This window comes from Pseudomonas khavaziana (assembly GCF_019145205.1).
GTDB classification, from domain to species: Bacteria; Pseudomonadota; Gammaproteobacteria; order Pseudomonadales; family Pseudomonadaceae; genus Aquipseudomonas; species Aquipseudomonas khavaziana.
On record NZ_JAHSTT010000001.1, the window covers coordinates 338,032 to 363,306 of the forward strand.

Here is a 25,275-nt window from a genome sequence, read left to right on the forward strand (position 1 = left end):
CACTCCGAGGCATGACGCTTCGTTGTATATATAGCGCATCGGCGCAAGCCTGAACTGCCAGAGTGATCCTCCCGGATCACTCATGGCTGTTCATCCAGCAGCCAGGCCTGCATGGAGCGCACTTGATGGCTAGCGATAACCTTCCGTATTTTTTCCGCGAAACCCAAACCGACCGTACACAACTGACCGAGCGCCAAAGCACGCGCCACTTCACGCTCCAGGACCTCGACTGGCTCGACACTGTCTATCTGGCCACTGATGCCTTGCGCCAGGCACAAAAAGCGCCGATGCAGGTGCACACCCTGCACCTGAGCGTGCCCGATAAACAGCCGATTGAACTGGCGGGCGCGTTTGTCATGAGCCCCGCCCCAGGCGCAGGGGTATTTCTCTACACCCCTGCTCGAGGCCTGGAAAAGCTGGAAAGCCATCGGGCACTCAATACCCAATTGGCAACCTGGCTGAAGGATCCCGTGCAGCGCCAACCGTTGCTTGATTACCTGTCCATTGCCCAGCAAGCGCAGCTGGCGTCGGAGACGAGTCTGAGTATTTCCACCCAAACCGTGGCTGGGGCTGTCTTCGAAGCACAGCAAGCGACCCTTGCCAACAACCGGCTTGAAAATGCCCGCCTGATGCGCGAGGAACTGCTCAAGCTGCCCAGTTTCACGTCTTTGCTGGATGAATACATCGCCGCACAAATGGCCCAGTCCTTCGCAGGTATCGACCAGCGCCAGACTCAAGTGCAGAGCACCCTCGTCGATACTTCCAGCTCCTCGGGTGGCACCGCTACGCCAGCGTCCCGACACACCACCATGCGTTCCCTGCATGAAACCGTGTTGATGTATTTCGTCGCCGACGGCTGGCCAAGGGGAGAAACCCGCCATTACTCCAACCCCCAGCGATTGACTCAGGACGCCGATGATCAGTTGCGTTGGGAAACCTCAATCCAAGGGCTGGCCCGGGGGCTCAGCGCATACATGCTGCAGCAGCCCAAGTTGTTCTGGCAGCAACCGGCTTCGACCGGAATGACGCGACAGCAGTTGTTTATCCAAGCGATGTTCCATGGGTTTCTCACCGTCCTGCTGGACCAGCAACAGCAAGGCATCATTTCGCCTGGGCAGCGTCTGCAACTGCAGGCGCTGCCGCTCAAGGCCGACCCTGGCGCGATCATCATCGCCCCCGCCCTGGCGGTCGATAAAGCTCTGCTGGAGGGGCCGCGACAGCCCTCGACCGAGCTGGCCAGCACTTTGATTATCCGCGATGACAAAAGCGGCGAGGCATCGCTCTGGCTGCTCTATAGTCCCCACATGGGCTTACAGACGTTTACCGAGCTGGACTCACTCAAAGCCCACCTTCTCGGTCACCTGAACCCCCAGCAGCATCCCACCGCCTGGAGAAACTATCTGTCCAGGCAGGAGCGCTGCAGCGAAGTCGACCTGCAAACCAGTGACATTACCCGCGCGCCCATCACCGGGAGCATTTTCCAAAGCCTCCTGGAAGGCATCATTCAAAAGCAAGGACGCAACCTTGGATATGCGCTGGACCAGTATCGCCTGAGCCAGGGCACCCTGGACCTCGACGCGCTGGTCGACCATGTGCTGGATGTGCGCGGCATGGTTGATCCAGCACTATTGACCCTCGAACCCATGGGGCGCTGGAGTACACAGTTGGCGGCCAGCTGGACGGCGAGTGCGCTGCAACCGAGGATTCCACCAACGCTCCTGGCGATGCGCACCACGGTGCATTTGCTCGAAAACGTCGCTGCCGAAATCGAGCAGCAACGATCGTCGCGGCCCTCGCTGGAACGCTCGGCCATTACTTATCTGAATACCAGACTGCACAGCCTCAAGCTTGCGCAGCTGCAGGCTGCGTGCCTGTCGGTGCGGTATTACAGCCGCCCCTCGAGTGCCACCGGACAACCTCAGCTATTGTCATCGAGCAGCATGGTCGAGCATTTCCTGGCGCGCTTATGTGGCGAGGCGGGCCCACTCACCGACTCGCCGGACACCCAGTTCTATTCGACCGCGCCAGACAAAACCGCCAGCAAGATCCCGGGCCTGGAGGTCAAGACCTTCAATCATCTGATCGAAACGGCCATGGGCGGTTTTACCCAGTATCTACGTCGGACCCACAGCCTTTACCCCAATATGGAGCCGGTGCTGAAAAAAGCCATGGAGATGGGCCTGATCGCAGAAATGCAACTCAGGCTTTGGAACAACGCTGTGTTACCTATCGACTACGAAGTGCTCTCTAGCGTGCTGGGTATCTACGCCAGGGACCTGCGCCTGAGTGTCAACGGGTTTCGTCCTGATGCGTTTTACTTGAAGGTAGCGATCATCGGGCAAGCGACCTCGCACGCCCTCAAGAACTGTTTCGTGTTGACCGAGCGTGGTGGGCTGGACCCTCAATATTCGGGGCGCATGCTGCTATGGACGCCCGCATTGGGGCTGGAAGGTTTCGGTTCACTAAGTCAGTTCAAAGCTTCAGTGGATCAACGCCTGGCAGATCCGGTCGAACGCCAGGTTTTCCTGGAAAACCTGGCTCGACCGGACTGGCAGACCTACCCGACCTATGCGCTCAGTACCCTTGAACTGATCGAAGACAACCTTGTTGAGCACGTGCAACGAACCCATGCCCAACAAAAAGACCTTGAACTGGCACACATCCTGTCGATGCAGCTGTCGGTCCAGCAGTTGCACAAGCTATGGCAGGTTCAAGTCACGCAAAGCCTGGCGCCCACCAATGTGCAGCGGGCCATGGAGATGGCCCAGTCCATGATCGTGCAACATGGCCTGCAGTGGTTGGGCCACGCCAGTGCTGTCGATCAACAGCTCTATGCCGAACTGCTGGAGCAGTATCGAAACAATGTCAATGACAACCAGGATTACCTGCATGGGATCGACTCGCTGGCTCAGTTCACGCGCAAGAAGCTCATTGCTTTGCTGACAACGCTGTACGACCGCAGCAGCGTCACCCCTGATGAAATCGAAGTGGGTCTGCCGGCCCAGGGCGACACGCCAGCCCGCAATCAGTCGCTGCTGGGGTATGCACTGAGTCATCAATCGTATTGGAAGGATGAGGTGCCGTTCTTCGCCGGTACCGGAACAACGCCGTTGCCTGACACCCTGGATGCGCGCACATTGAAGACTCGGATTCAGGCGCTGAAGGTCAACGCGGCTTATCAGGCTTACATCGAGTCCTGTCTGGGCTCTGCCAGTGCGGATTTTGCGCAACGCTCAACGCGGTTCGCCAAGCAGTTGCCTTGGCAATTGATGCAATACGCTCACAGCCTGACGTTGCAAGGCCAGCTTTCACCGACGGCCTTCGGGCTTATCCAGCAGGTCATGGATATGCCGGATGCAATCGCCCGGGCGACCGTGGCAGGTGCCGACGCCATGATCTGTCCCCTGCAGTTGCTGATCGATGCCGGCACGAAAACCCTCAAGGTGCCTGGAGTCTACTTGATCGGTCGTACCGGTGCCGGCAAGACGCCTCAAGTGCTCTATGCGCCTTACAGCCCCGGTCATACCCTCAAGGAATACCCGCATGAGGCCGAGCTGGTTGCTGAACTGACGTCACCAGGCGCCTTGAATAGCTGGGTTTTGCAGGTGGCCCAGGCAGTCGACCAGGACGCGCTGACAGCCGCCCTGAAAGGAAAATCGGTGAGACTGGCTTACAACGCCATCCACATGCCGCTGTTCAAACAGCTGTTCATCGATAATACCGAGCTGCTGGTACGCTTGCTCGGCTGTCAGAACAAAGCCGACGCGCAGACCGCCTGGGATACGGTCAAGGCTGTGTTTGCAGAGGGCGTGCAGGCTGCCAGCGTGTTCCTGCCCGCAAAGCTGGCGTATCCCTTGATCGTCTGGCAGAGCTATAAACTGTTCAAAGCCAGCGCCGATGAGCTGCAAAGCCAGAACTGGCATGAGGCGCTTGGGCAGTTCATCGCGGGGGTTGCCCTGATCGCGGGCCTGCGGCGCTCCAGCCCCTGGGTGCCTGAGAGCGGCAGCCCGCCGACGCCCGCGCCCAGACCGGCGTTTGCAACCCCGGCAACGGCTGTGGCGTCCTGGCCCGCGCTGGATATAACCGCCGCGCGCCGCACCCGGCTACAAGGTTTTGAAGTCCTTGAGCCAACCTTGGCCAGCCTGGTCAAAGACACCGCGCTCAACCTGTACCGGTCCGCTTCCAATCACGACTACGCCGCCGTGGCAGGGAAAGTCTACCGGGTTATCAAGCTCGGCCTGGACTGGCACATAACCGGTGACGCCGAAGTCGGCCCCTTGGTGCACAGCAACACACGACAACAGTGGATGCTCAGTAGCAGCGACCCGTTGCTGACCGGCCGCAGAGCGGTTGCGCGATTGACCAATCGCTTTTACTCAGAGCCATTTGCCCGGCCAAGTATGAATATATTGGCCATCGGCATGCGCGATATTCGCGCGCTTTACGCTCAAGAATCACTGATGATCACTGAGGCGCTGGCAATGGCGACGTTCTATGCGAAGAACGCCGAGGAGAACCTGCGCCTGCTACAGCAAACGCCCCTTGCGGTGCCTGACGTGGCCGAACAGATCAAAATGTTCTTTGGCTTGCAGACCCTCGAAGCCCTGCATCTGGAAAAAATCCGCGAGGTTGTCGACAAGGTGTGCAATGCGTTGATCGAGCCCTCGCTGACCTCACCGTCTTCGAAGCGATTTGTCATTGGCCGCTCGAGAATGCCCGCGCTCACAGGTGCCTACAAGGTGCTGGCCTTCACGATTGTCCCCGATCCCCTTCAGTTGCTGTACTTGACCGAGGCGTTTTTCAGCCCGGGCTTAAAATACAGTCATCTGTTGATAAAACCCTTCTATGTCAATGTTCACGCGCGTGCCACTACCCTCATACATGAGGTCTCTCATCATGTGTGCGGCACCCTGGACCTGGCTTATGTGCATTCCACCCATCCCTTCCATGACTTGATCGACCCTCAGGTGCCTGACGGCAATAGCACTAAAACGGTGTTGGAAAACCGCCAGTTGTCACGACTGTCGCTCAAGACTCCGATCCATGAATTGTTCCAGGTTGTGGATATCGCCACCGGCCTCAAAACTGATCCGGCCCAGGGCACGTCAACGGCGCCGGTGCTCAATCGACTGCTCGCCGCGACGGGTACGCAAACCCTGAGCGATGCTCGACGTGTTTTCCGGACCGATGCGCTCAAACGCGTCGTCACCGTGCTTAACAACGCCGACTCCGTAGCCTATTTGATTGCACTGGTGGGACGTCGAAAAGCCATACCCATCGGCTTAACCAGCAATTCGCCCTGAGTCGTAATCCTTATTAGCGGTGCACCGAGCGAGTCTGGCGTGGCTAAACCTGTGGCGAGGAAGCAAACCACCTCGCCACAGGTTGCATGTAGTTGGCTCTAACGTCGATCAGGCATGTTGCAAGGCAGCCTGTGTGGCGAGGGTCAGTTGCCGCACCAGGCGGTTGAGTTCCGCCTGCTCCAGGTCGACCAGTGACTGACGCCGCTCCAGATAGTCTTCCGAGCGTTTGTCTGTCAGCTCCTTATCCAACTGTCGCACTTTGTGCTTGATACTGTCCTTGACGGTAGAAAAGGGCTCCGGATGACTCCTGGCCAGGTACTCGATCCAGAATCCTTCCATCAGCAACCATTCCTGCAAGGCCGAGCTTGCTCCGAGCCGACGCAGCTCGGTGCGAGCATCATCGAGCACCGTGTCGGTCACGTAGGTGTCAACGGTGTAGAGCAACTCCAATGGATGAAAGGGCAGGTCGAATTCATCGGCCAACTGGGCGCGCATATAAATAGTCACCTCGGCCGGGTCGACTTCCAGTGCGGCCATTTCCCGACGCTCAATGAACCTGGCGGAAAACTCATCCAGTTGGTTCAAGTAAAAACGCCCGGTGGCCAATTTCAGCAAGTCCCTGTCGCTCTCGTAGGTACGAGTCTTTGCCTTGGCCTGGTGTATGCGAAGTTCAAGCTCCATCTTGGTGAACGCCAGCAGGACGCTGTCTCCGCAGTCACCGGCACCGTAGGTATTGAGGCAGACGTTGTTGCGCAGTTCAGTGGAGTCGGCCATCGCCAGCAATAAGGTCCAGACTCTTGTGGTCAGTGCTTGCCTGGACTCGCTGGAGGCGCTGTAGGCATAGGTATTGGGCAGGTCTCGAAGCACTTCGAATACATCATCTGCGTGTACCGATTCATTGGCGCGCAGCTGCTCCCATAGCTGCTTGCGCTTGGGATGTTCGGTCGCCGGCACACCGGCCAGCCACTGGTCTATCTCGTGCGGCGCAGCCGGCGCATGTTGTGGCCCCCGCGCTGCACCGCCCAAGCGGATGCCGGTACTCTGCCTGTATTCGTCGAGCCTGAGCCATGTGTCCGGGCTCAAGTCGTTGCCATGCAGGTAAGTGTTGCGGTTGGTGAGGCGCATGCGTGCGTCGGTATACAGCACCGGGGGCACATGGGTGATGGAGTTATCCTGCAATAGCAGTGCATTCATATTGGGGCGCCGCTCGGCGCCAATCGGCCACTGGGTGATGCCGGTGCCGCGCAGGCTCAAGATCCGCAGGCGGGTCATGGTACTGACATCCGGCGTCAGTACCAGTGAGTTACCGTCCAGGTGCAACTCTTCCAGGCGCGTGAGAGACCTGAGGCGCTCGCGGGCCTCGACTGTCAGCCGGATGTCGTTGAAGCTCAGGTCCAGGTGCTCAAGCTGGGTCATATCGGTGATGCTGGTTGGCAGTTCAGTGAGCTGACAATCGACCTGCAGGTACTTGAGGTTCACGAACTTGCTCAAGAACGCGTTGCCGGTGGCGGGAAATTCATCGGCCATCAGGCGCAACGATTCAATGTGTTCGAAACCTCGGGTGCCAAGGATGAAGTCGGGGTCGGGCAGGTCGTTGCCGTCCAGTTGCACCACCAGATGGTGGGCGTCGAACAGGCCGTTCTGATACGGAGCACCGGTTTCGCGACGCCAGGCACGGCGGATCTGCTGGGCGACAAAGCGTCGCCTGCCCAGGTTCAAGCCGAGGGGGTCATCGGCGTCGTTGGCATGGGGGGCATCGGCCCAGCGCGTCAGGCCATGGTCCAGCGCCTGGTATTCGGCTTTGCGCCGTTGCAGTTCGATCAACGCAGCCGGGTCGCTCATGCCCAGGTCGTCGATCAGGTCGTGGGCGGCAGCCCGATTGAGGCTGGGATAGAGTTCGAGCACCTTGCTCACCAGGTCAACCGGTTGCTGGCTGCTAAATGGCCACAGGTTGCTCAGCGAGAAGGGGTAGGCGGTGAATGAGGTGTCCAGCGCCATGGGCGGCTGCAACCAATGGGGGATGTGGGGGATGTCCAGCAGGGCCTTGATGGCAATGCGCTGGTTAAGTGCCGCGTCGGCGATGCTGTTTTGCAGGGGTGCCAGTTCGACACCGCCCAGCACCAGACTGAGTGCCCCGAACAGGTCCTCGGCCGTGTCGCCCAGCAGTTGCCCCTGCTGGTCATATGCCAGGTAGCGCCCATCGACATTGGCCAGCACCTTGCGCGCGCTGCCGTCCAAGTGCCCGGCGCTGTTGAGCAATGCACCATTGGCATCGACTAAATGGATGTCCAGCCGTGTGTTGGCTGGCCAGCCTGCCGCCGACTTGAGCAGGTGCAGGATGATCTTTTCGCTGTCAGGATTGCGCTGGGTGCGTAGGTACAGGCCTTCAAAGGCCCGGTTGAGGCGCACATCGTTGGCGCTCAGGCGCGCCTGCTCGGCCAGGCGCAGTCCGACCTCGTCGTGTTCATGCAATTGCTTGAGTTCTCGGGGGCTGGCCTGTTCGAGCATTGCGTCGAGGGCACTGCCGGGCAGGTTGGGGTAGTGCTGCCGCAAACGACGTTGCAGGGCCGTGGTGCCATTGCTTTCACTTTGGGTATAGAGGGTGTCGAACAACTGTGTGCGCTCACGGTGAGCATACTCGGCGATTTTTTTGCCGAGTTTGAACAGGCGTTCTTCGAGACTTTCGGGCAGCTCATCCAGCAGAGCGCGGGCCACAGTGTCGTTCCTGACAATGGCGCTCAGCGGTTCGGCGCCGCGACTCTGTTCAAAGCTCATGCGGATGATATTCGGGGCTCTGGCGTTAGCGGCCGGGAAGCTGCGAATGATCTGCCCATCGCTGTCGACCACATGCAGTACATGGCTCGCCGGCCACGTGGGCAGCGCACACGCCAGCAACAATTGCAGGGCGGGCCGGGCATTGCCCTTGGCTGAATAGGTGGTCATGGCCTGGATGAAGGACTCGATCTCACGCTCGATGCGAAAGCGTTTGCTGGTATCGGCCAGCAGCGGCGGTGGCGGCAGGTTGGCGCTGTGCACCTGGCGCAGGGCACTGGGCGGGGTGCCTGTGATACGCAGGATGCGCGCGGCGGTGGGCTGGTCGACGTTGTAGTCCTGGGGGCCCAGGCGATAGAACAAGCGATGGTCGTCCCAGGTCATCGGATTTTCGCTGGACAAGCGCCACGCGCCCAAGCCGTTGTGCTCCAAACGCGGGGTCTGGACCCCGACTTTTTGCGGGTGCTTGAGGCGCCATTTGAGCAGGGTATTGTCGAAGACGACCGGGTACAGCGAGCCGTACAGCGGCACCAGTTGCTGGCCCTGGTATTCGTACAAGCCTTGGGCGTTGGGCAGCAGGTCGGTGGGTAGCACGATGCGCTGTTCGTACTGGGCCAGGGAGTTGTCCAACAAGCTGACATAGCCATCGGGGCTGCGCTGTGTGCTCATCAGGTCGCCGAGGGTCTGGCGCAGGCCCTGGGCGTCGGCGGCCGAGCGCATGCCCAATTGCGTACGCTCATGGGGTTGCAGCACGGAGCCGATGGCCAGGTAGAAACTGTCCGCTGGCGGTGAGACCGGGATGGGCCCGCCGTTGCGCATATCGTAGGCTTGGTAGCGGCCTTCACCGTAATGCAGCAGTTCTACTGTGGTGTCGTTCGGCCCGCTGGAGACGTAGCGGTCGGCAGGTGCACCATTGTTCATTTCGGTGACCACGAAGTGACGGCCCAGGTTTTTGCGCACCAGGCTGGAGGCGAATTCCCGCGCCCACTGGTCGGTGTCCTGGTGGTAGGCCCGAGGGTGGTAGAGGCCATCTATCACCGCGTCGATGCGCAGGGCAGTGCGCTGATGTTCCAGGTGTCGCTGCACGCTGGCGGGTAACTGACCATGGCTGAGAAACTGGCTTTGCTGTGCCGCGGTGAGTGGCGTTTGCACTAACAGCTGTTGCAGGTTGGCCGGAGTCAGGGGCGGGTACAGGTCATGCAGCTTTTGCAGCAGCGGGGTCACTTCCACGAGGGGCGACGCGACTTTGATCGGCACCAGCTCGCTGGCGCCATCGGTGGCCGGGACCTGCTCGCGTGCCTTGCCGGCGTGGCGGGTCATGGCGCTGAATAACTCAATTTGCCGGGCCTTGGCCAGGGCACTGATTTGCACGCGCACGCGCGCAATGCGCTGGGCGAGGGTCAGGTGCGCGCTGCCTTCCTTGCCCAGGGTGGAGTCAGCGGGTTGCCCGGTCATGATCAGTTCGAACAGTTGTTCCTGGCGCGCGACGTCCTGGGTGTTGTCGCCGAAGGCCAGGTAGGTGCCGTCATCGCGTCGGGTCAGGTCGATGAACTGGACTGCCGGTGGTAGCTGGCGGCTACCGGCATAGGTCTCCATAGGGGTGCCCGCCTGGTCGTAAATGCGGATGGCGCAGTCCCGGGGCCAAGTCTCCAGTTGGGTCAGCAGGCACAGCACGCTGCTATCGGCATAAGGCGGCATATGGCCGCGACGGTGGAAGTCGTGGATCAACTGCTTGATAACCTGGTCGACTTGCAAGCGGCGCACACTTTCGATCAGGTGAACCGGCGCGGGTTCTCCGGCCCAGATCCGGTCGAGGGTGGCGCGGGTGGTCGAGGTGCTGCGCAGCATGCGCTCCATGGCAGTAGAAGGCACGGCGCTTGAGCCGTTGGGTAGCATGCGCTCGGCCAATTGCACATCGGACAGGGTATGGGCGCCTTGCAGGTCCAGGGTCCAGGCTTGTTGTGCCGGGTTGAAGATAATCGGTGGCGCGAAGCTGGCGCCATTGTGTTGTTTGAGGACAAAACGCTGGGACTGTGGGTCGAGTTGCACTTGCACCACTTGGCGCTGCTGGTCCTGTATCAGCCACACATATTGATTGCCGTTGACCTGATAAACGCCCTGGGGGTTAGCGACCTGACCGTTGAGCAGGTGCTGGTCGAGGGTGGCGAAGGGGCTGATATCGGGTTTCCACAGTTCGAATTCACCGTCGGCGCGCTGTACTTTGCGCGGGTTGCCCAGGCGTTGCAGCAGCCCTTCCATACGCAGGCGATGCACGCGGCCGGCTGTAGAGATCAGCAGGCCATTGACCGCCAGGTCGGCGACATCGGTCAGGGCGGCGGCGAAGTTGCTGGCTTCGCCCTGGGCTGCCTGGGTGATCCCGGCGACCAGGCTATAGCTGAGGCTGCCAAATACCACGGCCTGCATGATCCGGTTCAGGCCGGTAACGCCACCTGGTATGGGCGTGAGCAGCAGTTGCAGGACTTCATCGGCCACCGCGGCGGCGCCGTCGATTACCGCCTGCAAGTCGCGCTCGGAGCGGGTGGTGGCCAGGGTCGACAGATTGGCTTGGTAACGCTGTACCTGGCGCGCTGCGAAAGCCTGCACCAGGGTCTTGCCCGGCCCGGATTGCGGGTCGTTGGTAAACCGAAGTTGATCGACGGTGCGCTCCGGGAACCAGTGATGGAAGGTGTCATACAGAAACCCTGCCGCCGGGCTGAGGCCCGTAGGGCGGGACTCGTCGCTCAACAGTTGCTTGAAGGCGTGCATCTGCGACATGGGCAACTGTCGGGAGAACCAACCCAAGTCGCGGTTGCGCTGGCCAAGCTTGAGGTCGGCCAGAAACTGCGCGCCGGCGGCCTTGGCGTCGGTGTGAAAATGCAGGGCGCCACCGGGGCGAAACGGAAAGTAGGATAGTACGCCGAGGCTGGCTACCCGGATCAACAGCAGGGGGAGCGGCACCGCAGTTTCATAGGGTCCGGTTTGCATACTCAGGGTGTCGAAGCCCAAGGCCGGACCACTGCCGTCGATGGCCTGTACCAGTTGCTCGTGGAGTGCCCAGGTGACGCCGGTACTGGCGCGGTTGCGATAGGCTTCCAGGGCTTCGAAGCGCAGGCATGCACGGGCACTGGCCTGAATCAGTGCCTGGAGGGTCCCGCCCGGGCCCAGGACGGTCTCCAGGCGGTTTTTCAACTGGCCGCCCAGGTCCAGTTCGCGGCTGATGGCGATAAAACGCTGCACATTCAGTTGCTGCTTATTCACCCCGGTGAGGTAAGTGGAGTCGACGAAACTATGCCCCGTTTTGTGTTTCACCTCGGTGGCAAAATCGAAGTTCAGGCAGGCAGCGTCCCATAGCGACATCGTGGATACGTGGGCGCGGTACATCCATTCATCAAAGGCGCGCCGAAAGCGCTGCCCGGCGAGCGGCAAGATGTCGCTGGTGCGCGGCTCCCATGGCTGGGGCGCACCGACTTCTTCCAGGTAGCGGGTGTGCAGGAAAATCGCCTCGGGGTCCAGCCCACCGAGTTTGCTGCGCAATTGCACCAGCCCGTCGGTCTTGAAGGCATCAATCAGCTCAGTGTTGGCCTTGTCCACTGCGTTGAGGGCATGGAGGGCTTCACGTTGCAGCCGGACATAGTCCTGCTGTTGGCTGGGGGTGAGGCTGGCGAGGGTGCGCGTGAACGTCTGGCGGATAAATTCCAGGGCCTGCTGCCGGGCCCAGGATTCATTGGACTGCAGGTTACCCGACAGTCCGTTGAGCAGTAGATGGGTAGCCAAGTGCTGTTCCTTTCACAGTGAAGTGGAAGGCAGATAGAAGCACTCGGCATGTGTCGACGGGGATTACCTATTTAGCGCCGTTTCGCGAGCCGCCTGATGGAGGCGTCTGTTGAAATCCAGCCAGGCAGCGAGGGCCGACATCAGCACCACACCGACCAAGGCAGTGAGCAGTTGCATGGTCACGGCGTCATCCGCCAGGGCATTGAGCATATCCGCCAGCGGTGCCAGCACTACACCCAGGCAAAACACCTCGAGTGAATAGCGGCCCATCTGGCAGACGCGCTCGGCCAGCGGGTTTTGCGTCCAGCTCCGGCCAGGCAGCAGTTTGGCGGTGACATAGGCCAGGGCAAGGAAATGCACCAGGCGCACCGGCGACAGGTCGGTCTTGCTGATGGGGTACAACAGGTTGCTGAGCGTGGCCGGCATCACTGCGTCATGCACTTCAGGCCAGAGCCACGACAGCGTGATCACGCCGGCCACCACCACATAGAATGCTGCCGCGACGAACAGCGGCTGACGATACAAGGAGCGTGTCTCGGGCACGCGGGGCCGCTGGCTGTAGATCGCCGCGGCGCCCCCCAGCACAAACAGCAACTGCCAGGTGACCGGGTTGAAATACCACACACCGTCGGCGATCGCCCGCAGGTTCCAGCCCATCCACGGTGCCATCAGGTATATCACCAGCGAAACGCCCACCACCGCCCAGGGGGCGCGCACCATCAATGGCAACACCACGGACAAGCCGGCAAGCAAGATGATGTACAGCGGCAACGGGTCCATCAGGTTGGGCTTGAAGCGCAGCAGCAGTTCATCGGTCAGCGCCTGTTGCGGGTGGGTGACGAAGTGCGTCAGCCCCATTTCCGCCACCAGGTCTCGGGTTTCCACGTGGCTGTTGGCGAAGAACACGATGCCCATTAACAGGGCCAGCAGGAAGATATGCACCACGTACAGCACCCAGGTGCGTCGCAGGATCTTCAGGCAGGCCATCCAGTAGCCCTCGCGTTGCAAGACCTTGCCGTATGCCAGCACCGAGGCGAAGCCGGCGAGAAATACGAAGACTTCTGCGGCGTCGCTGAAACCGAAGTTACGCAAGGTGATCAAGCCGAGGGGGTTGTGGGGCACGTGATCCCAGAAAATGAAGATCAACGCCAGGCCCCGAAAAAAATCGATGCGCGGGTCGCGTCCGTTCAGCATGGCAGCGGGCTCTTGAACAAGTTGTTGAATGACGATGGGTGAGTGCGCGGGTTGTCGTACGCCGCACATCGGGCGGGCGCAGGTTGGCGGTATTTGTAAGCAAATGCAAAGGGTGGATATTACTGGATGTCTCAGCCTTAGAAGGGGGGGGGACCTGTCAACTTTGACAGTAGACGCAAAAGGAGCGCCATGGCTTGCTAGGACGTAACCGCAAAGGACGACGGTATGGCCCGGCTATGGAAAGGTTTCACCCTTTACACAGTGATTGGTATCGCCAACACGGTGATCCATTGGCAGCTGTTTTTTATGTTGCGAGCAGGATTTGAGCTCAGCCAGGCGTCGAGTAATTTTTTCGCCTTCTGTGTGGCGGCATCCTTCTCGTTCTACGTGAATGCCCTGTTTACGTTTGCCATGCCGGTTTCCTTGGGCCGCTACCTGCTGTTCATGACCTGCATGGGGGCCTTGAGCCTGTTGGCGGGTTGGCTGGGTGATCATCTGCACCTGCCCGGGCTTGTCACTGTGCTGGTGTTTTCCCTGGTCAGTCTGTTGTGCGGGTTTCTGCTGTCGCGGTGGGTGGTGTTTCGCGAGGGTAGCCAATGAGGGTCTCACTGGTAGTGCCTCTGTTCAATGAGGAACAGACGGTGGGCGCGTTTTACCGTGCGGTTCGGCAAGACTCGTTATTGCAGGCCTGTACTGTGGAAATTGTGTTCATCAACGATGGCAGCAATGACCGCACGGCCGAGGTCGCCGAGGCGCTGGCGCTGGCTGATCGCGACGTGATGCTGATCAACTTCTCACGCAATTTCGGTAAGGAAGCCGCGTTGTTTGCCGGGCTGGAATACGCCACGGGCGACGCGGTCGTGCCCATGGACGTGGATTTGCAGGACCCGATCGACGTTGTTCCTCGGCTGATCGCTGCGTGGCAGCAGGGCGCCGACGTGGTGCTGGCCAAACGGCGCGACCGCTCCAGCGACGGCTACCTCAAGCGTCACAGTGCATCGTTGTTCTACCGCTTGCTCAACCTGATCGCCTACACCCATATCGAAGAAAACGTCGGAGACTTCCGGCTGATGGACCGCAAAGTCGTCGACGTGATCAAGTTACTGCCGGAACAGCAACTGTTCATGAAAGGCGTGCTGTCGTGGGCAGGGTTCACGGTTGCCATCGTTGAATACGACCGTGCCCCCCGAATGGCGGGGCAAAGCAAATTCAATGGCTGGAAATTGTGGAACCTGGCGTTGGATGGGATTACCTCGTTCAGCACTTTGCCGTTGCGGTTGTGGAGTTATATCGGCGGGGGGATTTCGCTGTTGGCGTTGGTGTATGCCGGGTTTTTGATTGTGGACAAGGTGTTGTTTGGCAATGACGTGCCGGGGTATCCGTCGTTGATGACCGCGATTTTGTTTTTGGGCGGGGTGCAACTGATTGGGATCGGGATATTGGGGGAGTATGTGGGGCGGATTTATATGGAGGCGAAGCATCGGCCGCGGTATGTAGTTAAGGAAGTCGTGAGTCGGTGTGCCGAGAGTGGTGAAAAGGGAGATAAATATGATGTGGGCTGAAAAAGCACTGAGCAGAAAAGAAGTGTTGGTTTTTTTTCTAGTAATGTCGTTTGTATATGTATATCCGATTGTTTATGCGGATTATGCCTATATAGATGATAATTGGCGCTCTCTATTGGGTGCTCAGGAAGCATGGCGCAATCAGGGGCGTATTCTGATTGAATGGTTATATGAAGTATTCACATTCGGTAGCGGGACGACAAATATTTTTCCACTGCCTTTGTTGTTTTCCATCGCGCTGCTCGCAGTAGCTATGAGTCGACTGACATTTTGGTATTTTTCTACACCTTTCATGTCAAGTTGTCTAGTCGTTCTACCGGTGCTCTGCAATCCATTTTTTCTCGGTAATTTGACCTATCAATATGATGGGCCCGCGATGGTCCTTGCTGTAGTTTCTGTAATTTATGCAGTTACGTGTAAAATCGAAAATATTAGCACTCGAGTTCTGGTCGTGGCTGTGCTGTTAGCTATAACACTCAGTCTTTATCAATTGACAGTGGCCTTGTTTGTTGGGTTCTGTATTCTTGAGTTCTACCTTGGTGTAAAAAACAAAATGGCAGTGCACGGAATTCTGCTTCTACTGTGTCAAAGGGCTGCGCAGCTTCTAAGTGGCGGACTAATTTACTTTCTGACCGCCTATCAGTTGTCAGTCGACAGTCGGGGGCATCTCTCCAGATTCGATGAACATTGGTTTGATGAAGTGGCTAGAAAGTTTATTTTTGCGATGGATAAATTAAGTTTGTTAGTGGTGCCAGGGAACGCATGGCTTTGTGCTGCAATATTGGCTGTTGCGTTCGTGGGGTACGTGATTTTTATGAAGAATATTTTTGCACTTAAAGGAGGATGGTTTGGCAAGGGTGTTGTCGCGATGTTGTATTTTCTGGGTGTGCCTGTATTGGTTCTAATAGTGCCAGGGATGATGTTGTTTTTAACAGAAATTAATCTGGATGCGCGAAATTACATTGCCTTTTCAGCGGTGTTGATTTTTTTAATGATGTTGAATTATGATGTTTTGGGTCATCTGCATTCAAAGTTTCGACTGGTGTTGGCTGTACCCGTTTTATTCATGTTTTCTTTTAGTTATATGTACGGCCAGGTCATTATCGCAAAAAAAGAGCTTGAATTTTCATTGGCGCAATATGTGGCTTATGATTTGATTTCGAATGAAACCCTGTGGGCGGTCGATAAGTTTTACTATGTAGGGCCAACCATGGATGGGAATTGGTTGCCGAGAGGTCATGCGGCTATGACTTATATGCCGCTGTTGAGATATATACTGAGTGGTTCTAATACGCTTCTGCATCCGCAATTTTTAACTCGAATGGGAATAAATAACGTAGTGCAGGGGCAGCGTGAGGTGTTCGAAGCCACTGTCACTGCCGATAATGAACAACCGGTGGTTGACAGGAGATTTTATTCGATTTACTCGCGTCGTGGGAGTGCGTTTATTGTAATGAAAGACTCTTTTGGTCCGGAAAATTATAATGCTAACTGAGTGGCTCGTGGTGATGAGGCGAACTTTCAATTATCATTAATGTGCCATAACTCCCTTCAATTACTGCATGTGCCATGTGTGCCTCTATGAGGTACATATGGCCAGCGTCTATGTTTATTTCCTTTCCGGCAACGTCCAAACGCAAACATCCACTGATCACCAGCAGCCCTCCATTGGTAAGCGCTCCATAAACCCCACCCAGTCAAAAGTGGGCGGCGCGTTTAGCCGTGGGATCCAGGCTTGCAGTTCCACGACAACAAGGCTTCGTAATCTTCAACCGAGGATGCCTGTGGCAGGCGCTCCAGTGCGTGGCGCAGCCACGCATGAGGCTCTTGGCCGTTGGCTTTGGCGGTCTCGACCAGGCTGTAGAGTTGAGCACTCGCCGTCGCGCCTTTGGGCGTATCGCTGAACAACCAGTTCTTCCTTCCGATAACGAAGGGCCGGATCGCACGCTCGGCGGTATTGTTGTCGATGGGCAGGTAGCCTTGCTCGACGTACCGTTCCAGTTTGCTCCAGTTGTTTGCCAGATAGGTCACAGCCTTGCCCAGCGCATTCTGCGTGGTCATGTATGGGAGCGTTTTTTCCATCCAGGCCTTCAGCTCACTCATCACCTTGAGACTTAAATCCTGACGTCCATTTTTCCGCCCCTCATCGCTGCTCTCTTTGAAGGCGATCTCGATGCCGTATAGCTTGCTGATCAGCTTCAGCGCTATATCCGCCCGGCCTGTCTTGCCTTTGGGTTGCACTTTTTGCGCTTCGACAAACTTACGGCGTGCATGAGCCCAGCACCCTAAACGCTCGACTCCGTCCTGCGCGCCAAGCGCGTTGTAACCGGCGTAATCATCGGTCATGAGATAGCCGCAGTAGCCATCGAGCAGGCGCGTTGGAACCTCCTGCGAACGGCTGGTGGAGTAGTCAAAAAGGATCACTGGTTTGTCTGGCGGGCCGCCGGTTTGCACCCACATCCAGGACTGACTGCTTGGTTCCCGGTCAGGCTCTTTCAACACCTGCACGCGTGTTTCATCGCAATGGATGACCCGGCTGGTTAAGAGGCTGTCGCGCATTAAATTCAGCAACGGCTGAAAGTGCTCACCGCATTGGATAACCCAGCGAGCCAGGGTCTGACGTGGAATATCGATGTCATGGAGGCTTAGTACTTTTTCAAAGCGGTGGAGCGGCAAACCGTCCACGTATTTGGTGGTCAGCAGCATCGCCAGAACACTTGGGCTGGCCATGCTTTTTTCAATCAGTTGAGCCGGCTTGTCCGCAGTGACCGGGGCCGTCTCGCAGTCGCGGCAACCGTAAACTTTACGAACGTGTTTGATCACTCGGATCTGCATCGGTACGATTTCAAGCTGCTCGTTGAGTTCCTCGCCAATCACGTGTTTGCGGCAGCCGCAGGCACACGTCAGTTCATGCTCGGGAAGTTCGTGGATGACTTCGGTACGTGGCAGGTCGGCAGGCAGCGGCTTGCGTTTGCCGCGACGCTTGGCCGGAGCGACAACCTCTTCTTCAACGTCTTCGCCGATAGGCTCGGCGATGCTTTCCGCCTCGTTGAAAAGGGCTAGCTGAGGCGTTGCCAGATCGGTTGTCTGCTCGGACTTAGGTCCGAACAGGCGCTGGCGCAGCAGCGCGTTTTCTTCTTCAAGATGAACGATGCGGCCCTTGTTAGACTCGCGCTCAATCAGCATCTGCTCTAGCAATTGCTTGAGCAGCGCAGGGTCGTCAGGAGGGTCTTTGGGCATCGAAATCATGCCCTGGATATACCGAGTCAGGCCACGAATCGTGGCGTCAAAACCTGATGGGGACGGTTACGCCAGAGGTCAAAACCGTCGAGCATCCAGTTGAGTTTCTGGACGGTCAGGACTATCGCTTCGTCGCTGGCATCGGGCGATGTTTTAAAGCGCTCGGATTCTAGGCGCTTGAGCCATAGGCAGAAGCCATTGCGCTCCCAATATAAAATCTTCACTCGGTTGCGGGGCTTGTTGAGAAAGACGAAAAGCACGGGGTCAAAAACCGCGACCTTAATGTCCAACTCGACCAGCGCAGCCAGGCCGTCGATGGACTTTCGGAAGTCGACGGGTTTGGGGTACAGATACACTTTTTCGACTTTTGCATCGGGTCGCATCATGGCGAACGAGCTCCAGAAAGAATCGGGAGTACAGCATCCGGGATCAGCTAAGCGCTTTGAATGTGGGGTTCATGGAGCGCTTACCTTCGTTGTAATCATGGGTTTCTTCTTCATACGCCTGCCCATCCATGCGTAACACCTTGATCCGCGCCGAACCGACCTGACCCAAGCAGGTGGATTTCCAGCTTTCAGGCAATTGCTCGGCGATGGCGACGAAGTCCAATAACGGCATGTGAGTCTCCTTGTTTTCAACGATGCCGTCGGTGGTCCGGTTCAGCGGGCAAGTGGGTATTTTCAGAAAGCGTCCATCAACAAGAACCTGCACGGCTCGGCCTGATAGGCGTTGATCTGCGGCACCAATCGTTTGAAGTGCTCGGTCTGGCAGTGCGCATCCAGCGCCGCCTGATCGGGCCATTGTTCGATAAAAATAAAGTGTCCCGGGTCTTTCTGGTCCACAAATAGATCGTAGGCGATGCACAGCGGTTCCTGGCGGGTTTTTTCCACCAGTTCTGCGTACCACGGGCGCACAGTCTCCAGGTGTTCAGGCCGGATGAAATCCTCGGCGATGACTTTCAACATGGCGGGCGTCCTCAGGCAGCGGCGACTTCATGGGGTTCAAAACTATCCGCTCGTGCCATTTGCCACATGCGTGAATAGAACTCACCGTTCACTTCGCCGGTGAGCAATTCACCGGGTTTCAAGAACACATGCAACTGCGAGAACAGCTTGATCTCGGTCGCCGACATGCGCCGCACCAGGTGCTTGGCCGACAACTGCGAGGGATGATCCAGGCCGGCAGCGGCGAGCATTTCCGCCAAGGCGTGCAGGGTGTTGCGGTGGAAGTTGAACACGCGCTGGGCTTTGTCTGGCACCACCAGGGCGCGTTGGCGCAGTGGGTCCTGGGTGGCGACGCCGGTCGGACATTTGTTGGTGTGGCAGCTTTGCGACTGGATGCAGCCGATGGCGAACATGAAGCCGCGCGCCGAGTTGGCCCAGTCGGCGCCGATGGCCAGGACGCTGGCGATATCGAAGGCGCTGACGATCTTGCCGCTGGCGCCAAGCTTGATCTTGTCGCGCAGGTTCAGCCCCACCAGGGTGTTGTGCACAAACAGCAGGCCCTCACGTAGCGGCACGCCGATGTGGTCGGTGAACTCCACTGGCGCGGCGCCTGTCCCGCCTTCCTTGCCATCGACGACGATAAAGTCCGGGAGGATGCCGGTTTCGAGCATGGCCTTGGCGATGCCCATGAATTCCCATGGGTGGCCCAGGCAGAACTTGAAGCCTACCGGCTTGCCGCCGGACAGTTCACGCAACTGGGCGATGAACTGCATCAGCTCGATTGGCGTGGAAAACGCACTGTGCCGCGATGGCGAGATGCAGTCTTCGCCCATCATGATGCCGCGGGTATCGGCGATTTCCTGGGTGACCTTGTGCTTGGGCAGAATCCCGCCATGGCCGGGCTTCGCGCCCTGGCTCATCTTGATTTCGATCATGCGCACTTGCGGGTTCTGCGCCTGCGCGGCGAAGCGTTCCGGGTCAAAACGGCCGTCGCTGGTGCGGCAGCCGAAGTAGCCGCTGCCCAGTTCCCAGGTCAGGTCGCCGCCATTTTCACGATGGTAGGGGCTGATGCTGCCTTCGCCGGTGTCATGGGCAAAATTGCCGAGCTTGGCGCCCTGGTTGAGGGCGCGAATCGCGTTGGCACTCAACGAGCCAAAGCTCATCGCCGAGATATTGAACACCGACGCCGAGTACGGCTGCGTGCACTGTGGGCCGCCGACCATCACGCGAAAGGCACTGGGGTCACTCAACGGTGCCGGGCGCATGGAGTGGCCGATAAATTCGAAGCCCGACTGGTACACGTCAATCAAGGTGCCGAAGGGTTTGTCTGCCGTTTCATTCTTGGCGCGCGAGTACACCAGTGAACGCTGGGCCCGGGAGAAGGGCAACGCGTCGCTGTCGGACTCCAGCAGGTACTGGCGGATTTCCGGGCGGATACCTTCCACCAGGTAACGGATATTGCCCAGGATCGGATAGTTGCGGCGCACCGCGTGGGGGCTTTGCAGCAGGTCGAAAATACCAATCAGGCTGAGGATGCCGGTGACCAGTGTGAAGGGCCACAGCCATTCATGTTGGATAAAGGGGAGGCTGGCGAGGGTGAAAATGACGCACACGGCAAAGAAGGCGTAACGGCTTAACAAAGACAGGCTCATACGGTTTTCCTTGGTTTCAACTCTGAAGGTCGATTACCCATTCTGCGCCTGTCGATAAAGCACGGACAAGGATTGATCTTCCGGTCGCGTATTTGTGCGTGCGAATCTTTGTACAGTAAAAAATATCTATCAACGTCATAGAGGAATCAATGACTGCAGCGTTACCACTCTTTAGGCACCTTCGGCATCTGGGTGTGACCAGATCGCGCTGGTAGGCCAAGGACGCATTTTTCAAGACGGAGTTTACAACGACTAGAACAAGTGATTTTTGTATGACTACATTGAGCAATGTTGGTGCTAGTGGAAGTATCTTTAACGCTTCAGATTACTTAGCCGATGATCATGAGGAAAAGGCTGCTGCGCATATCGCCCAAGAGCGCAAACTGATGGAAGGTATCGAGAAGCCCGAACAGGATGTGCGGCGAAAACCGAATTTCGCCACGGGCCGCCCTCCGGGTGATAACCGTTCCGCGGAACAGATCATCGCCGACAATCCGATCCTCAAGAACCTTGGTCATCAGAAAGATATCAATCGTGAATGGGCCTACCGACGTTTGGGGGACTGGACGATTAACAACAAAGACCCGGAGGCACGAGCCGATGCCGCATTCAACGCCGCGCGGGTGCTCAACTACATTGATACATCCTTATCGGCTAACGGTGAACATCGTGGCAAAGCTCACGATAATGGCGACCTCGAAGGTATCACCAGCAGCGGCGATGCCAGGCGTGGTACGCCGGCAGGCATGTGGAAGGACTTTACGGAGCAGGGTTATACCGCACTGCGCGATGACCACCGCCTGGATTCGACCAAAGACAACTATGTCAAGAAGGACGGTACGGTCAAAAGTGACCTGCAGTGGTTCGCGGGTGAAGTTGGAAAGAGAACCTGGTTCATCCCGGGACTCAGCAATATCTTGAATGGGATCAGCAATTCGGAACCCGGGATAGACGGGGCTATTCAGGGGGCCATAGGCGGTTTTGAAAAAACCCGGGCTGATGGTTTCGATAAGGCCCTTGTCAGTGCTGTGAGTGGCGACATCAAGGGTATCGCCCAAGGCTATGCCGATACGGTGCGCAACAACGAGTCCACGCCGCAGGTGGTCCAGTCAGCATTGGATGCTGTGCGAATTTAAGGCCCTTGGGTCAAGCGGCTAGGGCTTCTACGAAATCAGCTTGGATCCCGGCGGTTGCCGAGCAGAAACTGGCCTGCGGGTTTCGTGGGTCACAGTTTCCAGGGAGCCCATAGAGCCTTGTGGGCTACCACTGTTGCAATCGGTTCTCGTTTGGGGGTAATTTTGTGTTACTGTATAACACTTAAGTTGCACCCAAACGCCCAGGAGGCCTTATGAAAGCTGGTATTCACCCTGACTATCGCACCGTGCTGTTCCACGATACTGCCGCCGACGTGTTCTTCCTGATCGGCTCCACCGCTGACAGCGACCGCACCCACAAACACAGCGATGGCAACACCTATCCCTACATCCCGTTGGACGTGTCCAGCGCGTCGCACCCGATTTACACCGGCCAGCAGCGCAAGACCCAGGCCGAAGGCCGCATCGCCGGGTTCAACAAGCGTTTCGCGTCGTTTGGCTCAAGCCCGAAAAAAGCCGAGCAATGAGTATGAGCCGGCGGCGTGCCTTACGCCGCCGTCTGCCGAATCGGCAGAACCACCCGAAATGTGGTGCCCTTGCCCGGTTCACTGCTGACGGATATGTCGCCGCGGTGTTTCTTGACGATACCGTAAGACAGTGACAACCCCAGCCCCGTACCTTCGCCCACCGGCTTGGTGGTGAAAAACGGGTCGAAGATCTTCTGCACCGTTTCAGGCGCAATCCCGCAACCGTTATCGGCCACTTCCAGCCAGATGTTCTCGTCTTCCACGCCATTGCTGATGGTGATGGTGCCGCGCTCGGGGCCCATGGCCTGGGCAGCGTTGATCACCAGGTTCATCACTACCTGGTTGAGCTGCGAGGCCAGGCATTCGATGTCCGGCAGCGGCGCATAGTGCTTGACTACGTCAGCCTTGTACTTGAGTTCGCTGGCGACAATGTTCAGGGTCGAATCAATGCCGTGTTGCAGGTTGGCGAACTGCCAGGTCTGGTCGTTATCCACCCGTGAGAAGTTCTTCAGGTCCTTGACGATCTGTACCACGCGGCCAATGCCATCCTTGGATTCGCGGATCAGGATCGGAATATCTTCCTGGAGAAAGTCCAGCTCCAAGCTCGTGCGCAGTGCCTGGAGTTGATCACGCTGATCCTGTGCCGCAATGAACGCTTCGCTGTGCTGGTAGGCCTCGAGCATCTGCTGCAGTTGGTTGAAGTAGCTATCAAGGGTACTGAGGTTGGATGAAATGAAGCCTACCGGGTTGTTGATCTCGTGGGCGACACCGGCCGCGAGTTGCCCCAGTGAGGCGAGTTTCTCCGATTGCACCAGTTGGCTTTCCAGATGCTTGCGCTCGTCGATTTCCAGTTGCAGCGCCTGGGTGCGCTGTTCCACCAGTTGCTCCAGCTGTTCGGTTTGCAGGGAGGCGCGGCGAGCCATGTCCCATTTGTTGGCCAGGGTGTTGGCCATTTGCTGGACTTCAATGTTATCGAAGGGTTTTTTCAGGATCAGCAAGCGCTCGTGGGCATGCAGGCGAAACAGCAGGTCCTCCCAGGAATAATCCGAGTACGCGGTACACACCACCACTTGCAGGTCAGGGGCGACTTTCCATAATTCTTCAATTGTCCGGGCACCATCCCAGCCCTGGGGCATGCGCATGTCGACAAAAGCCAGGGCATAGGGGCGTTTTTCGGCCATGGCCGTGGTCAGCAAGCCCAGGCCTTCTTCACCGCCATAGGCCGAGTGCAGCTCGAACACCTGGGCCTGAGGTTTGGCGGTTTCACCAAACAGGGCTGATTCCATCGCGTCCAACGCCTGGTTGGATTCCACGGCCGGCATCAGGATTTTGCGAAAATCATCATGGATGGACGGCGTGTCATCAATCAGCAGGACGCGCCGGTTGGGTGGTTTGTTCATGGCGTTGTTCCGGCGTGGGTGAGAGGGATAGTCAAGGTAAATACCGCACCACGGCCCGGCCCGTCGCTGTGGGCGCTGAGCTGGCCATTCATTTCTACGGCGGCCAGGGCGCAGCTGTGCAGGCCGAAGCCATGGCCTTCCTTGCGCGTGGTAAAGCCGTGGCTGAAGATCCGGATCATATTTTCGGGCGGTATCCCTTCGCCGTCATCCTTCACGCTGATCTTCAAGGTGTCGTCAGCCCCCGGCAGCACCGTCAGGGTCATCTGTCGTGGCCGGTCGCTGAGGCCGGTCATGGCGTACTTGGCGTTGCTGATCAGGTTGACCATGATCAGCAGCAGCCGGTGTTTGTCGCCGAGAATCTGCGGCACCTGCGCGTACTCCTTGACTACAGTGACGTGATGACGGCTCAGGGCGCCGGCGTTCATGCGCAGGGCGTCGTCCATCAGGGCGCCGATGTCGACGGGTTCGAGCAGTGATGAAGCCCCGGCGTAGGACTGTTGGGTCGAGACGATGTCCTTGATGTGGTCGACGCTCTTGCTCAATTGCGTCAGCTCATCGGCCATGCCTTGCTGCTCAAGCGCAATCGCGCCGACCAACTGGTTCAAGTAGCCCGGCAGCAGTTTGCCTTTGGCATCTTCGGTAAGGAAGGTACCCAGGTCGCCGGGGTGCTCGTTGAGCAATTGCATGGCCTTGCCCAGCCCCTGGGCCTTGCTGTTGCGCAACGTGCGGGCGACCAGGTCGGCGGAGATATTCACGCTGTTGAGCACGTTGCCGACGTTATGCAGCACATTGGTGGCGATCTCGGCCATGCCGGCCTGGCGGGCGCTGTCCATCAGCTCGCTCTGGGCATCCTTGAGCTGTTGGGTGCGGCGTTCCACTCGTTGCTCCAGGGTTTCGTTGGCCGCCTGCAAGGCGCGGTTGACCCGGTTGATCTCGGCGAAGCTGCGCAGCAGGCGCACCGCCAGGTAGAGCAGCAACACCACGAGTAACGTCGAGAACACCAGCAGGTAGCGATGGTATTGATGATCAACCAGATCGGCCGTTTGCTGGTCCTGGTTGAGGTGGGTGGTCAGCTCGTCCAGGCGTTCGGCTACCGGGACCGCGGCAATCCGCTCAAGCAGGCTGTTGACCAGCGGTTGCTCACGCAGGATCAGCGAGATGTGATTGCTGAGCAGCTCCACCGGCGCCTGGAAGTCGCTGGGCAGGCTCTCCTTGTTGATCGCCAGCTTGCCCAGGCCTACCAGGATATCGGCAGCGCGCTCGTCGCTGGTAACCTGGGCAAACTCCAGGCTGCTGAGCAGCAGGTCGTAGGTGTCGGTGGCCACACCTTGCAGGCGCAGCCGGCCTTCATCGTCAATTTCATTGAATTGGGCCTGGATATCGTCTTCGGCCGTCGGCAGAAAAGCCAGCGAGTTGCGCAATACCGCGTTGTGGGATTTGAACTGGTCCACCAATCGCGCCTTTTCCTGGATGGCGGCCTGATAGGTTTCCTGGCTGGTGCGCCAACGCGGCAGGTCGACCGGGTTGTGATAAGTGTCGCGGCTCTGCAGGTCAGCCCAGAGCCGCGTCATTTCCGCCAGCGGCGTGACCAGAGGATCGTAGTTGTGGGTAATCGCAATCCGCGCCTTGAGCACTTCACTGTCCCACTGGGCATTGAGCTGCTGGAGCTGGCGGATCAGGTCCCGTGATTGGGTATAACTGGCCGTCTGGTCGCGGGAGGACTTGAGGTACAGAAACACCAGCGTCGAGACCAGCAGCAGGGTTATCACACCCAGGAGCAGCTGGCTGATGCGGCGCCGTGACATGCGTGACG

General features: G+C 58.2%; 14 protein-coding genes and 1 pseudogene. 6 read left to right on the forward strand and 9 right to left on the reverse strand.

Features of this window, described 5'->3' with window-relative positions:
* Positions 1-125: 125 nt before the first annotated feature.
* Positions 126-5,303: a dermonecrotic toxin domain-containing protein gene (locus tag KVH01_RS01420; RefSeq protein WP_217880199.1), complete on the forward strand. Its 5,178-nt coding sequence runs from the start codon at positions 126-128 to the stop codon at positions 5,301-5,303.
* Positions 5,304-5,411: 108 nt separating this feature from the next.
* On the opposite strand, the gene KVH01_RS01425 is transcribed toward KVH01_RS01420, so the two are convergent.
* Both KVH01_RS01425 and KVH01_RS01430 read right to left on the reverse strand, forming a co-directional pair.
* Positions 5,412-11,849: an NEL-type E3 ubiquitin ligase domain-containing protein gene (locus tag KVH01_RS01425; protein WP_217880200.1), complete on the reverse strand. Its 6,438-nt coding sequence runs from the start codon at positions 11,847-11,849 to the stop codon at positions 5,412-5,414.
* Between the two features lie 63 nt (positions 11,850-11,912).
* A complete protein-coding gene (locus tag KVH01_RS01430; RefSeq protein ID WP_217880201.1) occupies positions 11,913-13,043 on the reverse strand; it encodes an OpgC domain-containing protein in 1,131 nt (376 codons plus the stop codon).
* A 225-nt stretch (positions 13,044-13,268) separates the two neighbouring features.
* On the opposite strand from KVH01_RS01430, the gene KVH01_RS01435 reads away from it, so the two are divergent.
* From KVH01_RS01435 to KVH01_RS01445, 3 genes are read left to right on the forward strand one after another with little or no spacing between them, the layout of a single operon-like run.
* Positions 13,269-13,643, forward strand: coding sequence for a GtrA family protein (locus KVH01_RS01435; RefSeq protein ID WP_217880202.1), 375 nt, complete (start codon positions 13,269-13,271; stop codon positions 13,641-13,643).
* Positions 13,640-14,605: a glycosyltransferase family 2 protein gene (locus KVH01_RS01440; RefSeq protein WP_217880203.1), complete on the forward strand. Its 966-nt coding sequence runs from the start codon at positions 13,640-13,642 to the stop codon at positions 14,603-14,605. The genes KVH01_RS01435 and KVH01_RS01440 overlap by 4 nt, the downstream gene beginning before the upstream one ends.
* On the forward strand, positions 14,592-16,100 hold the full coding sequence (locus KVH01_RS01445; RefSeq protein WP_217880204.1) for a glucosyltransferase domain-containing protein: 1,509 nt from the start codon (positions 14,592-14,594) through the stop codon (positions 16,098-16,100). The genes KVH01_RS01440 and KVH01_RS01445 overlap by 14 nt, the downstream gene beginning before the upstream one ends.
* Before the next feature lie 221 nt (positions 16,101-16,321).
* On the opposite strand, the gene tnpC is transcribed toward KVH01_RS01445, so the two are convergent.
* The 5 genes and pseudogenes from tnpC to KVH01_RS01470 all read right to left on the reverse strand — a co-directional run bounded on the left by tnpC (position 16,322) and on the right by KVH01_RS01470 (position 20,441).
* The gene (gene tnpC, locus KVH01_RS01450; RefSeq protein WP_217880205.1) at positions 16,322-17,854 is read right to left on the reverse strand and encodes an IS66 family transposase; all 1,533 of its coding nucleotides are present in this window, start codon (positions 17,852-17,854) and stop codon (positions 16,322-16,324) included.
* Positions 17,855-17,871: 17 nt separating this feature from the next.
* Complete coding sequence (gene tnpB, locus KVH01_RS01455; protein ID WP_225923957.1) at positions 17,872-18,231, reverse strand: IS66 family insertion sequence element accessory protein TnpB; 360 nt, start codon at positions 18,229-18,231, stop codon at positions 17,872-17,874.
* Between the two features lie 82 nt (positions 18,232-18,313).
* Positions 18,314-18,463 (reverse strand): annotated as a pseudogene (locus tag KVH01_RS01460) (cupin domain-containing protein); the annotation flags it as partial.
* A 62-nt stretch (positions 18,464-18,525) separates the two neighbouring features.
* On the reverse strand, positions 18,526-18,810 hold the full coding sequence (locus KVH01_RS01465) for a putative quinol monooxygenase (RefSeq protein ID WP_198720513.1): 285 nt from the start codon (positions 18,808-18,810) through the stop codon (positions 18,526-18,528).
* 11 nt (positions 18,811-18,821) lie between these two features.
* Positions 18,822-20,441, reverse strand: a complete 1,620-nt coding sequence (locus KVH01_RS01470) for an FMN-binding glutamate synthase family protein (protein WP_217880206.1) — start codon at positions 20,439-20,441, stop codon at positions 18,822-18,824.
* 272 nt (positions 20,442-20,713) lie between these two features.
* On the opposite strand from KVH01_RS01470, the gene KVH01_RS01475 reads away from it, so the two are divergent.
* Together KVH01_RS01475 and KVH01_RS01480 are read left to right on the forward strand one after the other, a co-directional pair.
* Positions 20,714-21,577, forward strand: coding sequence for a hypothetical protein (locus KVH01_RS01475; protein ID WP_225923958.1), 864 nt, complete (start codon positions 20,714-20,716; stop codon positions 21,575-21,577).
* Between the two features lie 212 nt (positions 21,578-21,789).
* The gene (locus KVH01_RS01480; RefSeq protein ID WP_217880207.1) at positions 21,790-22,062 is read left to right on the forward strand and encodes a type B 50S ribosomal protein L31; all 273 of its coding nucleotides are present in this window, start codon (positions 21,790-21,792) and stop codon (positions 22,060-22,062) included.
* Positions 22,063-22,082: 20 nt separating this feature from the next.
* On the opposite strand, the gene KVH01_RS01485 is transcribed toward KVH01_RS01480, so the two are convergent.
* Positions 22,083-23,462, reverse strand: a complete 1,380-nt coding sequence (locus KVH01_RS01485) for an ATP-binding protein (protein ID WP_217880208.1) — start codon at positions 23,460-23,462, stop codon at positions 22,083-22,085.
* On the reverse strand, positions 23,459-25,267 hold the full coding sequence (locus tag KVH01_RS01490) for a DAHL domain-containing protein (protein ID WP_217880600.1): 1,809 nt from the start codon (positions 25,265-25,267) through the stop codon (positions 23,459-23,461). Before KVH01_RS01490 ends, KVH01_RS01485 begins: the two co-directional genes overlap by 4 nt.
* Between the last annotated feature and the right edge of the window lie 8 nt (positions 25,268-25,275).